A 13,295-nucleotide genomic window follows, 5' to 3' on the forward strand; every position below is an offset into this window, starting at 1 on the left:
TGCGCGTGACATAGGCGTGACACAGCTTGGAGTGCCGTACAGGATCAGATTACAACCTGCGACGTTAAAGGATTTTCCGCCACTGCATTGTCGAGGCGAAGGTCCAGTCCGCGGGAACTTGCACGCACTTGTCGTCAGCCGCCGCTATGGCGTCCAGCAATTTTAATCCATCGAGCCGTTTCTGGTTGATAGCGTTAGTCCGCAACAACACTTCTAGGCGTTCTCGCGATGAATGTTCCGGCAGGTTGGCATTGGCGACGATCGCCCGGTAAGTCCGCTCCTTAAAGAACATGAGTTCAGCGCTTGCCCTGAGGCTCGCATATTCCGCGTGGTCAAGTTCACGCCGCAACGACAGGTCATCGAGTGTTGCGAAGACATTCACCAAGGGCTCGGACAGCGACACATAGTTCATCTCCCGTGGACCATGGATTTGGGCGACATCGGAATCGTCAACCCGTTCGCCACTGGCATAACGGCTATAAATTTTGCCAATCCCGATCATCCCGAATGCTGCACATTCCGCAGCCCTCAGAGCGCCCATACTGCTTGAGCCATAGACGCGAGCGCCCTGAGAGAGAGCAAATAGGATTTCCTTATGCCAGATCGGAGCTACATCCTCAAAATTACCGTCGATCAGGCCGATCACAGTCGCGCCGTCATTAACCGCGGCCAGGATATCTCTGTGCTTGGCCGGCCCGCGGACTTCGACGTCCGCCGGGACCAAATGCACTGCATCCGGAAGCGTGGGGCCGACAAAGACAAGCTTCATAGTGAAAATAGCGCCTTCGATATGCCCCTAGCCCCAAACCGTCTTTTTCGCTCTCCCGGCGGATTCTCGAGGTCGGGCACCAAGACTTTGGCGACTGAGAATGGAAAGTCCGTTGATGTCAGAGGCACGACGATAACAGAATCAATAGATGCAGCTTTAAGATGCTTGAGCACGGTATCGAACATGTCTTCCATCGGTCCAAGGCCAATGGTGTTGCGGGAAGGGAGAGGCTTCGGCTCGGCTTTCATGTAGCTCAAAATCTCCCGTGGGAGGGGGCGCTCGAAAGTGTCCGGATAGATGTCATCCCTCGCGCCGCTGATATACGTGAGGCGGGATTGAATCGCTTCCGTGATTGCCCGGATCGCGGCCCGCGCAGGATCCAGATGCGCACCACTTCCCTTGGTTACGTCGATAAAGCGCGAAGTGCTTCTTGATGTGATTGAGGTCGGCCCCAAAAACGCTACAAAACATGCGATGCCGATGTCGCTGGTAATGTCGAATAAACGGAGTTTCAGATCCGCGCTTTCAATCTTGGTGATGAGCCCATCTATAATTGGATCCAGAAGGCTGCGAGGGTCGAGGCAGGTCTTAAGGCGCTGTTCCGCGTTCGCTATGTTCCACAAAGTTTCCGCATCGCGTTCGATGCGTTCCAGCACTCCATGGAGGCTTGCCTCCAGGAGCGTATTTCCAGATGCAAGGCCATCAGAAGACTGCCAGAACCGAGGTGCTTCGGGGGTGCGATCCAGGATGACAGCTTCATAGGGAACCCAGGTTTCAGCTTTGGATAAAACATTTCGTCCCTGAACCCATGTTAGCATCTCGTCGTTAGCTACGTCGTTCTGACCTTGGGCGATAAGACCCGCGAGGTTATCGACAACCCGCCCTTCCAGTTCGAGGCTTGCTTGTGTTGTAGTGACCGTGTCGATCGATGGACTGCCGGCGATGGCGCGCTCAAGCGCCTCCATCGTCGCAGACACTTTAGCATCAGCATCAGTGATGCCCTTGCCGTGATGGATGACGATCGAACGAGCGTTAGGAGCGACCGCGCTCCAGACGGGAACCCCGACGTTATCGAGACCGGTCAATCGAGATACGCGAGTGATCCCGTAGCGTGGCAGGAAGGATGCGACGCGACCCAGCGTCTCTTCGGGGGGGCAGAGACGGGCCGAGTAAGTGGAGGAGCAGGCCTCAGGAAGTTCCGGCATCTGATCGTTTAACAACACTGTCTTCCCGAGGCCGCGTCATTGGCTCAATTATCCGTCGAGATGACCGGAGAACGCGTCGTCTGCTGATTTCACGGCGACAGCGAAATCCACGCCTTTGATGATCGCGGCTCCACCAGCGCGCAGTTTAGTCGCCGCCTCCAGCGCGCTTCCTGCCGGGGGCTGAAACGGTTTGACAGTTCCCGCATCAAGATCTGCAACCCATAGGCCAGACTCCCCTGGCGCTCCGATAACGAAGATTCTTGCCATGCTAAAAATCCTTCTTTTGGCACATTTGCTTCAAAACCCTGCTTTACGCAGGCCATCACGGTAGTGATCTTTTTGCCATTGCTCCTTAAAAGGCACGGCGGTCAGCCAGGTATCCACATCGAAGTCGGGATTGGTTTCCCGAGCTTTGCGCACGAAGCTCTTCGCCCGTTTCTGGTCGCCAATCATCGCCCAGCTTGCAGCGGATAGGCGGTTAGCAAGCCCACTGTCGGCCATTCGTTTGATATAGGATAAGGCTTGCTCATACTCTTCCAAGCAGTAGCTCGCGCCGGCTGCTGTCCAAAGGTAGACATCGGGGCTCAAGGGGTTGAGCTCGATAGCTTTTTCGATTTTCTCAAGTGCCAGGCCGGGCTTGGACGCATGGACAAGCGTGTCAGCGTAGTCGGCGGTGACGTCGGCATAATGGGGGCTCAGCGTCTCGGCTAGCTCCAAGGCCTCAACGCTTTCATCGATGGCGCCTAAGAGCATCTTGGCAACACCCAGTTCTCTGTAGCCCCCGACCATGTCTTGGCCGGCCGCGATCGCCTTGTTGGCATGTTTCTCGGCTTCTTTGAGGAGTTCAGTGTCGCCACGCGCCGTGATCAGCCATTCCCTTGAATATGTTCGAGCAATACCGCTCAATGCTGGCGCGAAATAGGGAGCGTGATTAAGCGCTGTTCGGAATTCTTTGCGTGCACGGCGAATCTCTGGAAGACCAAGGTTCTTGAGATGTCGCTGTCCGAGCAGGTAGTGGTGGTATGCGGCCGGGATTTGCTCAAAATATTCTCGTGCCAGCTCGTTGCGTTCTATCTCTCCGGTGATCGCCATGGAAATTCGGCGGGCTATCTGCCGACGCTGGACCGCCAGACTATCTTTGTCCATGTCGTAACGGTCCGCCCAGATGACCTCATCGTTTGCGAAGTAAACCAGCTGTACGAAGAGGCTGCGTTGGGCGCCGCGGCCTGAAAGCCTGGTATCCAGCACGTATGAGATGGAATGCTGCGCGATTGTGTTGGCCTTGTCCGAATGCCGCCCGATCTGGGCGGCTGTGTAGGGAGCGACCACAGACACCGAGGTCAAGGAACACAGCGCGATGGTGACGTCCTCGATAAGGGCGTCAGCGAAAGGGAGAAACGGCAGGTTACGGGTAATGCTCTCCACCGGCGGCAGGAGCACAAGTCTCGGGATGGGCCGCTTAAGACCTGCGTCTGCTTTCGCGCGCGACCGGTCCTCAATGCCTTGCTGCGGAATGGAAATAAGACTGCGCTGCTTCTCAAAGACTTTTTTGACGACATTCAAGGCATGAACATCAGGACCAAGCGTCAGGTCGCCCCACAGCTTTTGTTTCTGGCCGTCATAGATGTTTCGGAAGGCCTCTACCCTTCCCTCAGTAGAGTAAGTCTCCGCGAGCAAGCAGACGATCATTTCATCGTCCGGGTCGTGCTGAAATATCCGTAGCGCCGCATCCTTGACGAGCGCGATATCTTGCGCGGATTTCACGACCGGTATCGCAGTTATCAAGGCTTCCCGTAACCGGGACAGGTGTTGTGCCCTTTGCTGCCCAATCCAGGCTGAAAGTGCAGCTCCTGTGCTGTCAACGTTTTCGAGAAACACGTGACTGAAGAGGCCAATCAACGCGCGCAGATCAATCAGAGGGTCCGAAGAAGTCGGGGCTTGCAATCCCGCGATGTCGCAATCCATCGCCTCGGCATTGAGCTTTACATCGGAAGCAGTAATTTCAACGAATTGCTGACCCAACTCCTGTTGGCGGCTGTCTATCCTCGATAGTGACTTGCGCATATTGGTATATGCCTGCGCTGGCTCGACCGCATCCCATAGCAGCTTCGACAAAGCCGCCCGCGATTGAGCGGGTTGCGGGTGGGCAAACAGATAGGCAAGAATGATCAAGCCCTTTTCGGGGAAGGCAACAGCGTTCCCCGAAGGATCGAGGAGCCTCAACTCTCCTAATGTCAGCAACCTGAACGCCATTGCTCCCCACTACAGTTCGGTGATGGTTGTCCGAAAGCCCAGCTCTGCGATCTAGCTGTTCAACCTGACTTCCACCGATGAACGCCCTTCAGGGGCAATCGTTACAAGCTCGTCCATCTCGGCCATAGCCTTTACCAGCGCCACAATCTTTTGGCGGACGTTTGCATCGGGAATTTTTAGAAACGACTGGTTTAGGGCCATACCCTCGCGGGATTGAAGAAATTGCGAGACGTAGCTCATCGCCGTAAAGTCGCCGATCCCTGCCATAGTGACCGGTTCTTCACTCTCCTGATTGAAGAAGAAGCTTGGTGGAACGCCGAGCACATTTGCGATTTTTTGCAGGCGGCTTGCGCCAACACGGTTCGTGCCCTTCTCGTATTTCTGGACCTGTTGAAACGTCACGCCGAGCTCGTTCGCCAACTGCGTCTGGCTCAACTTCAGCATTATGCGACGCATCCGGATGCGTCCGCCGACGAAGACATCGATCGCATCGGGACTTCTTTTTGGGGCCATGGATGAACTCCTAACACGACACGGTTTTTATGTTGCAGAGAAACGCCGTCGGCGTAGCTCGGGAAACACGAATTTAATACACAGCTTGTATTGAAAGTTAGTAAAATTTCAATCTTTAGTATATGCACATTTGGGAATTCAATAAAAATTACTTAAGTCTAGCAAGCGCTGCTCTGACGCTTCTGGATGAGAACGGAGGCGATGGGCTGCTGGTCTCGGCCGCAGGCAGGCTAAATTTCTGGAATGAAGGCCCAGGGTGACGGAGGCCGTTGTGGCACCTCCCTCAAGTGGCAACCCAGCTTGGGAATTAGGTTCGAGTGCCATCACTTAACGGGGGCAGCGGTTGGTGCATGTTCAAGGCGCTCTCGTCCAGCGCCACATCCAATCAGGATGCTCCCGTCGCCACTACCCGCAACTGATGATGCAGGGGATCGGCTGAAGGGTGCAGCAGCAACTCGTTCGGCGGTGCGGTCTCAACGCGATTCCGCCCAAGGGCTTTTGCCCGGTACAGCGCGCCATCGGCGCTTGCAAGCATCTCGGCGAGGTCGTGGCAGTCCGGTGCCGCAAGGCCGATACTAACGGTGGCCCGGGTTTTCAACCCCTCTGCCTGAGCGGCTGCTTTTGCGAACCGGCTTGCGATCGCCGAGGCGCGACTGAGAGCTTGGGAATGGTCGCACCCTGGCAGAAGCGCAGCGAATTCCTCACCGCCCAGCCGGACAATAAGCGCTTCGGGCCCCGCTTCTTCGCGGGCGGTTTCGGCGAACAGCTGCAAAACCTTATCTCCGGTTGGATGTCCATGACGGTCGTTGATCGCCTTGAAGTGGTCGAGGTCGAAAGCGAGCAAGGAGACGGGGTCACCATGCCGCTCGCGGAGGATCCGAGATGCCTGCTCAAAAAAGGCGTGACGGTTTGCAAGCCCGGTCAACTGATCGGTTTGTGACATGCGGAGCAGGTGGAGCTTTTCCTCCTCTCGAATAATCATCAGAAAGGACATCGGCATCGCTACCGAGTACAAGGCAGCCTCGTACATCGTCGCCTTTCCGATGATGGAGATAATATCTTGCCCGTACCGCTCAAGGAGGACAGGGGCAATGAACGCCCGGCCAAGGTAGAACAAGGCATGGAAAGCCGAGATCGATACGGCGATCGGACGTGAGCGCAATCGCTGGACCGTGCGGCTCCGCAGAAGTATCCATGCTGTCAGGCCGCAGGTCAGGGCGATGGGGATAGAAGAGATATGGTTCCAGAAGGCGGCAGGGAAGTGCGTGCCAACGATCGCCCAGGCGATGGCTAGGAAGCTTAGCGCTGCGGCGGACGACCAGAAATACCGGTGACCGTCAAGGCCAGCGAAGGCGTTAAGGACAAGAAGGTAGCCCAACATCATTAGGATGTTGATCATCCCCATGCCGAGCGCGACCGGAAAGTGGCTGCGGTTCATTGCAAACATGCAGCCGAGAACAAACACGAAGAGTGCCGCGACCAGAACATCGAGCACGCGTGCGCGACCTGGATGAGCCTGCCTTTCCCAAAGGAGAAGCGACGCTGACACCAGGAGCGTTCCGACAGTTAAGTACCAAAGGGTTTGTAAATCGATCTGCATTGCTCTGCCTGCCTTACGTCAAAGCCTACAGGGTGATCTTTATAAGATTCTTTACATCGCTTCTCATATTGCCGACATGGTTGGCGTAACGTTAAGCGTGTTGTTGAGTGCCGACATTAAATCTAAGGGTGCGTTTCGCAAAAGGGCTTACCGGCTGATCGAATGCGGCGGTACACGCGGGGCCTGTCTCGCGAGAGTCGTATCGGTGCTTGGACTATCGCCAGATACGGGGAAGCCCCTTGCATTCGCTTGCCGAGTCAGTCCGCGCATTTGGCGCTGCCTCCACAATCGGCAGGGAATGCCCAGGTTTCGCGAAGACTATGGTGATAAGCAGGACAGTCACATAGCCGCGATATAGCGCGCCCGATGGTGCTCCATGCGCCTCGGAGTTGGGAGGAGCGAAACAAAAATCCCGTATTCTGTTGAAGCATGGATCACATCGATCCCGAGAGGTGGTCCGCAATCCCCCGCGAGTTAAGCAGCGGCATTAGAGCGAAATTTTCAGGAGCTTGATGAGAGAAGAAATTGTGATGAAGGAGCAGTTTCAGTCCACAATAAATCGTCCTTAAAGTGCTCCTGTGGAGTGACGGGCTTTCATCCTCTGCCTGCTTTCAAACGAATGCGATCTGCGCTTTTGAAAACTTAGACGCCTTCATCGAACTCTCCTCTTCCTCCTCTCAGGGATCAGATGTGAAAAATTCCAATTCCAACTGGCCTAATTTATGGGAGTACTCAATGGTCTTGGAGTGTTGAGAGACTGATGCCTTGTTTCGAAGGCACGATGAGATGTCACTATGCGTATTCAAACACGCGCTCGAGCTCATCTGCCAGGAGGCATCGTGTGTAGAGGGGAGGTGACGTCACGCTTGGCCTCCAAACAGCGGTACAGAGAGCGGCGCTAACCTCGGATGATTAATGAACTGGAAGAATTGCTGGTTTCGTTTGAGGCACTCACCAAGCCAACCGACGGCGCCAGCATCCTGTGAGCTCGTGAGGTCGATGGGCGTGTGCAGTCTGAAGCTTCACATGTTTTTTGAGGGGACGTCGTTATCCTCAGAATAAGCGGCGCCGCGAAGGCCGTGATGAAATGCGCCTGTGCCCCTCCCTCCTGAGGAGTTGGATAAAATATGATTATAAAAATCTACTTTATTGGCAATGTCGAAAAACTGCCTTAAGAAGCGTGGAATGTTTTTGTCGAGTACGCTTCATGACGACCTCCGATGACACGATAATTAAGCTGTTTTTGAATGCTCAAGTCCGTATTAAACGCTATTTTTTCAACAAGACTCAGTCGCTACAGGACGCTGAGGATCTGGCGCAGGAGGCCTGGATCAAGTTTGCCAGAAACGAGGCCGTCTCGGCTCTCTACTTGGATGGATATCTTGGTGCCATCGTCCGCTCTCTCGCCATCGATCATGCTCGCAAGAAAAACCGACGATTGTCTCAGATTCAGATCGACGAGATACTGGACATACGGGACCAGCAACCTGATGTTGAGCGCGAGTTGATTGATCGGGAGCAATTGAACCGGCTGCTGGAGATCATCGGACAACTCCCCGAACGTCAACGAGAGGCGTTCCGACGATCGAGGGTGGATGGCCAACGACACTCCGAGATCGCCGCAGCGCTTGGTGTATCAGTCAGAACCGTCGAGATGGATATTCGCAAGGCTCATGATTTCTGCCGCGAGACTTTGGCGCGCTTCAACCGGAAATAATTGCGGGCTTATGGTTCACCAGCGTTAAAAGGGATAAGAAGCGTCTGTTCGAAGCAGCAAAGCCGTTGGAGAACAATGTGGACGAGCGGTCGGAGGCACTGAGGCAGCAAGCTTTGACGTGGATTACCCGTCTGAGCTCGGGAGAGGCAACACAGGAAGATGCGAAGGCCTTGGCTTCGTGGCGGCAGCGCAGTGCAGAGCACGAAGCCGCGTTCCGCGATCAAGCCAGGCTTTGGCGCGACATGGGACACGCGCTGGAGATCGAGCGGGCGTCAAAGCCAGTATTCTCTCGCCGCGCCGTTATGACAGGCGCGGGCGTCGCAGCAAGTCTGGCGGGTGTTGGTTTCGCAGCATCCTCATTCGGTCTCCTACCGTCGATCTGGTCGCGTAGTCCGGACTATCTCACCTCGACCGGAGAGCAATTGACGGTGACATTGCCAGACAACTCGCGCGCTTTTCTGGATGGGGGCACCAGCATGGCCTTAGATTTCGGCGGGGAGAAGAGGGGCGTCGAACTGATGTCTGGCGCAGCGGTTTTTGAGGTCGCCTCAGAGACTATGCGACCGTTCACCGTCACCGCCGGACCCGGAAGGCTGGAGGCTGCCGAAGGATCATTTTCCGTCTCTCTCGATACAGATGACGTTTCGGTGCAGTGTCTGTCGAAAAGGGTTACGGTCCACTGTCTTGGAAGCCAGCTTCTGGCGGAGAGTCATGGCTTAACATATTCGCAGGATGGTCTTGGCTCCGTCTCCGACATCGATGTCGCGACAGCGGCAGCATGGCGTCGGGGGCTACTGGTGTTTGAGAATCGCGCATTGGAAGACATCGTTCTGGACATCAATCGCCATCGCCCAGGAAAAGTGGTTATCGCGCGCCCCAGATTGAAAACGCTTCGCATGTCCGGCGTTTTTCATCTCAACCGACCGGACGAGATTCTAGCGCAACTGACGCAGACACTGCATGTCGAAAGCTTTCATCTCATGGGCGGCGTCGTAATCCTGATATAAAAAATCAACAAATTTTTCGGGTTTTTACGCCGGCATCGTTTTCCTCATTGAGGGGTACATAAGTCTGTACCCATTCTTCAATGGGGATTGGAATGCATCATCTTTCAAGGGACGCAAGAGCCGGACGGTCTGTCGGGAGAGCAGGGTTCGGTGCTCTTTTTCTAATGGCGAGCGTATCTTGGACTGCCCTTTTACTGCAGCCTGAAAGACTGGAGGCGCAGCAAGCTGTCATAGCCTACGATATTCCGGCTGGACCGCTGGATAGGGCGTTGACGCGCTTTGGCTCGATCAGCGGGCTTCAGCTCCTATATCAAAGCAATGTCACAAACGGCAGAACGACTGGCGGCGTCAAAGGCAGTCTCGATGCCAGAGCAGCACTCGCGCGCATCATGGCTGATACAGGCGTCGACTATCGCTTCACTGCGGCGAACCGAGTTGAGATAGGCAGCGGGCAGTCGGACGCCTCCGATACCAGCGTCGCAGGAGCTACCGTTCTCAGACCGATTGTCATCAGCGGAAAGTCAGACCGATTATCGGGTAGGGAGGCCCCTTATTACACCGATGCGCCGACAAGCTATATCGGTCAGGACGATATCGAACATTTCCGTGGATCGAGCCCCGCCGACATCTTCAGAGGAACGCCAGGCGTCTCTTCGGGCGAGGCACGAAATGGCGCAGGCTCTGTCGATGTGAATATCCGCGGGATGCAGGGAATGGGTCGCGTCGCCGTTACCGTTGATGGCGCTGAAAACAGCCTGCAGATTTATCAGGGGTATCAGGGCATATCGAACCGGACCTATGTCGATCCAGACCTGCTTGCCGGCGTAGACATCACGAAAGGCTCGGATGTGTCGTCTGGTGGCATCGCTGGTACCGTTGCTATGCGGACGCTGAGCGTGGAGGACGTGATAGAGGATGGAGAACGCTTCGGCGTCAGACTGAAAGGAGGTTTCGGTACCAATACGACCAGCCCTCAGGACGGGGCGTTGGGGGGATATAGCATTCGCAATCGTGGTGGTGGAACAGCTTTGGTTACGGCCTCTCCAGACGGCTTAGATCGCTCGCCGTTTCTGCAGCCTACCGATGGTTCGGGCAGCGTCGTCGCGGCAATGCGCGATGAAACTTTCGATTTCCTCGCAGGGTATGCCTATCGTAAACGTGGAAACTATTACGCGGGCTCGCATGGAGATAGCGCCAATCCTGAAAGTATTGGGCCGCAACCATTTTGTTACTCTTCTGGGCTTTGCATTCCGTCTCTGGATTACAAGGACTATGTTATCAACACGGGTTTGAGTAGTTATCGCGCAGGCGAAGAGGTTCTCAATTCGCAGTTGGAAACGAAATCCTTTCTTGCAAAGGGGACCATACGCTTTGGCGAAGGGCAAAGTTTGCAAGCTGGATACACCGGGTTCAGGAGCGAAGCAGGGGACCGTCTTGCGTCCCGGTTCGCCGGCACTACCGCTCAGGCACAGCAACAAGCCCTGACATCGGGCGCGAAGGTTGATACCGGTACTCTGAAATATCGGTTAAATCCCGAAGATAACGATCTGATCGACCTCCATGCCAGCCTGTATCTCACGCGGCTTGAACAACGCAATCCCATACGGACTGCGTTTGGTACTCCTCCTTCCGACCGTAGTGGGTCAGATACGACAATGTGGGGCGCAGCAGTTGATAATACCTCAACTTTTGCGACGGATGCGGGTTCTCTTGATGCGACGTATGGCCTTTCCTACAAAAGCGAGGACACTGTTCCTGGTCCAATGACAAAGGAGCTTGAAACTTGGCTGGATTATCGTGACGGCGAACGTGAGGAAGCGGCGGCTTATGCCAAGGCTGATTGGAAACCATCGGACTGGCTCAGTTTGAATGGCGGGCTTCGTTATACCCATTTCCGGTCCAAGGATCGCAACAAGCCTTTGTGGGAAAGGGGATACAATTACACCAACGAGCGAAACGAAGGTGGCTTTAGCCCGACCGTGGGCGCAACCTTGGAGCCTTGGGACGGCACACAGTTCTACGTCAAATATTCGAATGCGCTGCGCATGCCGAGCCTGTTCGAGTCCGTGTCCGCTTTCACGATGGAGGTCAATCCTAATCTAAAGCCGGAGCGTTCGAGCAACTGGGAATTGGGGACGAACTTTGTTCAGGAAGGGATCTTCGCTCATGATGACACGGCAATGCTGAAGTTGGGGTTCTTTGACTGGAACGTAAAGAATTACATTTCCCGAGAGTGGTATACGGCCCCTGACAACGTCAGCACCATGCGCATTCACAATATAGACAGCGCGCATTTTCAAGGACTGGAACTTTCCAGTCGGTACGAACGCGGCGGCTTTGCCGCCAACCTTACGGCCAATTATTACCTTGATGTCGAGTTTTGCCGAACAGCGTCGACTTGCTCGAATAAGTCACTCTATGCAGATTATGCAACCAATCAGGTGCCGCCGGAATATTCTCTAGGCCTGACGCTGACACAACAGCTTTTTGAGGAGCGCTTGACCCTTGGTACCCGAGTTTCTCATGTGGGGCCACGGGCTATTGGACATGGCGATGTGACGGCCCAAGGGGCGTCGCAGTTCATCTCGCTCGTAAACTGGAAGCCTTATACGTTAGTGGATGTATTCGCCGATTACAAAATCAACGATAACTTCACTGCGACGTTCCGTATAGAGAATCTGACGGACCGCTACTATGTCGATCCGTTGAGTCTGGTCACAATGCCTGGGCCGGGGCGGACATTCTACGCCTCGCTGACGGCAAAATTCTAAACAGTGACATTGTGGTTTTAGGGGTGGTCTTTGCGGAATGCGATGCGCGTTTGTAACAAGCAGCGTCGGTGTGTGGCTTGGACCTTACTATATCACTCCATCTTGCGATTAGAGCGCTCCCCCTGAGGGCAGGGGCGGCGCTTCGCAAGTCCATTCGCCAGTTGAAAACCGACTCTTCGACAGGAACTTTCTCGGATGTGCCGCCACTTAGATGTTTAGTTCCGGGCCTCTTTGGATGGCGACCTGATCAAACTATTGCCGATATCGGCTGTTTCCATTCTTTCTAGGTTTCGACGGCAAGGAGGTTCATGATGAGCGATCTTTTCTGGCTTTCAGATGAGGCCTGATGGGCGATCGAGCCGCATCTTCAAGAACCAGCCCGGAGCTCGGCGCGGCGATGATCGGCGCATCTCCGGCATTCTCCATGTGCTGAAGGTCGGCTGCCGTTCGCTATGTGCCGGCCGAATACGATCCCGCGAAGATAGCCTACAACCGTATCACCGCTGGGCACGCCGCCGTATCTGGCACCGCATTTTCGAGAAGATGGCTGCCAACGGCCCTCTCCCACAGGAACTGTCCATCGATAGGACGCACATCAAGGCGCATCGTTCAGCGCAAGGCTCAAAAACTGGAGGTGTACCGCCACGAGATACGACCGCTCTGCAACGAATTATCTCGCAGCCGTGGCTCTCGTTTCAGCCGTCATCCCATGGATCCCCATCCTAGTCGTCCAGATTCTTTAGAATGCGTGCATAGAATGCGCCTTCTGCGTTCCCAGTGGTGGATCTTTCGACCCATTCTCGATCCAGATTCAGTTTTCCCGTCGGAACCAAGTGTTTGGCAATCTCGGTTGGTGTCGTTTCGTTGCTCGTTCCACTCTCCCAGTCGTGAAAGGCTTTTGAGTATCGAACCACAGCACCGCTGGTCGGTAGATCGAGCGAGCCTCCCTCGGCAAAAAACATGAAGCCGTCGCCCATTTCTTCCCCGATGAGTTTGAGCCTAATTCCCAACCGATGTTTGAGGGTGGCGACAAATACGATCGCTGCGGAAAACGTGAACTTGTCAACTAGCACAGCAACCTGCCTGCTTTTATTTCCACAGATGGCGTCGATCAGGGGGAGCGTATGGAGGAAGTCGCCACCATTGTTTCCGCGAACGTCAATGAGGAGCTTCCTTGCCGAGCAGGTCCTCCCATGCCCCGCCGCACGAGAGGTGGCCTCTGGCAGCGCCCGCCCACTTGGATCGTAGAAACTTGGCAATAGGATTGAAAGGCCGAGCTCCTTCAAGTCTTTGATCTCTGCAAACCTCTCTGATTTCCAGGTCGGATCGGCCTTGCCATGTTCGTTTCTCGGATAGAGTAGGGACGCCGGAACCGTATTTCCGTTCTCCACCTTCAAATTGGTCAGCCGCCCGTTCTCCTCTTGTAAGAGATAGTCCGTACTATTCCCTTTTTAAGAAAA

The 13,295-nt window shown here is 54.9% G+C and carries 10 protein-coding genes; 3 read left to right on the forward strand and 7 right to left on the reverse strand.

Annotated features, from left to right (window positions below; all coding sequences use genetic code 11):
• Window positions 1-64 precede the first annotated feature (64 nt).
• From QE408_RS05865 to QE408_RS05890, 6 genes are all read right to left on the reverse strand, one after another.
• Complete coding sequence (locus QE408_RS05865) at window positions 65-769, reverse strand: TfuA-like protein (RefSeq protein ID WP_306929311.1); 705 nt, start codon at window positions 767-769, stop codon at window positions 65-67.
• A complete protein-coding gene (locus QE408_RS05870) occupies window positions 766-1,974 on the reverse strand; it encodes a YcaO-like family protein (RefSeq protein WP_306930221.1) in 1,209 nt (402 codons plus the stop codon). Before QE408_RS05870 ends, QE408_RS05865 begins: the two co-directional genes overlap by 4 nt.
• A 48-nt stretch (window positions 1,975-2,022) precedes the next feature.
• The gene (locus QE408_RS05875) at window positions 2,023-2,241 is read right to left on the reverse strand and encodes a hypothetical protein (RefSeq protein WP_306929313.1); all 219 of its coding nucleotides are present in this window, start codon (window positions 2,239-2,241) and stop codon (window positions 2,023-2,025) included.
• Between the two features lie 30 nt (window positions 2,242-2,271).
• Window positions 2,272-4,227, reverse strand: a complete 1,956-nt coding sequence (locus QE408_RS05880) for a hypothetical protein (RefSeq protein WP_306929315.1) — start codon at window positions 4,225-4,227, stop codon at window positions 2,272-2,274.
• Window positions 4,228-4,278: 51 nt separating this feature from the next.
• On the reverse strand, window positions 4,279-4,740 hold the full coding sequence (locus QE408_RS05885) for a helix-turn-helix domain-containing protein (protein ID WP_306929317.1): 462 nt from the start codon (window positions 4,738-4,740) through the stop codon (window positions 4,279-4,281).
• Window positions 4,741-5,125: 385 nt separating this feature from the next.
• Window positions 5,126-6,340, reverse strand: coding sequence for a GGDEF domain-containing protein (locus tag QE408_RS05890; protein WP_306929319.1), 1,215 nt, complete (start codon window positions 6,338-6,340; stop codon window positions 5,126-5,128).
• Between the two features lie 1,207 nt (window positions 6,341-7,547).
• Here QE408_RS05890 and QE408_RS05895 point away from each other — a divergent pair.
• From QE408_RS05895 to QE408_RS05905, 3 genes are all read left to right on the forward strand, one after another.
• The gene (locus QE408_RS05895) at window positions 7,548-8,057 is read left to right on the forward strand and encodes an RNA polymerase sigma factor (protein WP_306929320.1); all 510 of its coding nucleotides are present in this window, start codon (window positions 7,548-7,550) and stop codon (window positions 8,055-8,057) included.
• Window positions 8,058-8,134: 77 nt separating this feature from the next.
• Window positions 8,135-9,064 (forward strand): FecR family protein, encoded by a 930-nt coding sequence (locus QE408_RS05900; protein WP_306929322.1) that lies wholly within the window; start codon window positions 8,135-8,137, stop codon window positions 9,062-9,064.
• Between the two features lie 164 nt (window positions 9,065-9,228).
• Entirely contained in the window at window positions 9,229-11,835 is a 2,607-nt protein-coding gene (locus tag QE408_RS05905) for a TonB-dependent receptor (RefSeq protein WP_306929324.1), read from the forward strand.
• 722 nt (window positions 11,836-12,557) lie between these two features.
• Here QE408_RS05905 and QE408_RS05910 read toward each other — a convergent pair.
• Window positions 12,558-13,232: a hypothetical protein gene (locus QE408_RS05910; RefSeq protein ID WP_306929325.1), complete on the reverse strand. Its 675-nt coding sequence runs from the start codon at window positions 13,230-13,232 to the stop codon at window positions 12,558-12,560.
• Window positions 13,233-13,295: the final 63 nt, after the last annotated feature.

This window comes from Agrobacterium larrymoorei (genome assembly GCF_030819275.1).
Classification (GTDB): Bacteria; Pseudomonadota; Alphaproteobacteria; order Rhizobiales; family Rhizobiaceae; genus Agrobacterium; species Agrobacterium larrymoorei_B.

Excerpts from the sequence above, each read along its gene's own strand:
- QE408_RS05890 (WP_306929319.1), bottom strand. The coding sequence starts at position 6,340 with ATGCAGATCGATTTACAAACCCTTTGGTACTTAACTGTCGGAACGCTC.
- QE408_RS05865 (WP_306929311.1), bottom strand. The coding sequence starts at position 769 with ATGAAGCTTGTCTTTGTCGGCCCCACGCTTCCGGATGCAGTGCATTTG.
- QE408_RS05895 (WP_306929320.1), top strand. The coding sequence starts at position 7,548 with ATGACGACCTCCGATGACACGATAATTAAGCTGTTTTTGAATGCTCAA.
- QE408_RS05875 (WP_306929313.1), bottom strand. The coding sequence starts at position 2,241 with ATGGCAAGAATCTTCGTTATCGGAGCGCCAGGGGAGTCTGGCCTATGG.
- QE408_RS05885 (WP_306929317.1), bottom strand. The coding sequence starts at position 4,740 with ATGGCCCCAAAAAGAAGTCCCGATGCGATCGATGTCTTCGTCGGCGGA.
- QE408_RS05880 (WP_306929315.1), bottom strand. The coding sequence starts at position 4,227 with ATGGCGTTCAGGTTGCTGACATTAGGAGAGTTGAGGCTCCTCGATCCT.
- QE408_RS05905 (WP_306929324.1), top strand. The coding sequence starts at position 9,229 with ATGGCGAGCGTATCTTGGACTGCCCTTTTACTGCAGCCTGAAAGACTG.
- QE408_RS05870 (WP_306930221.1), bottom strand. The coding sequence starts at position 1,974 with ATGCCGGAACTTCCTGAGGCCTGCTCCTCCACTTACTCGGCCCGTCTC.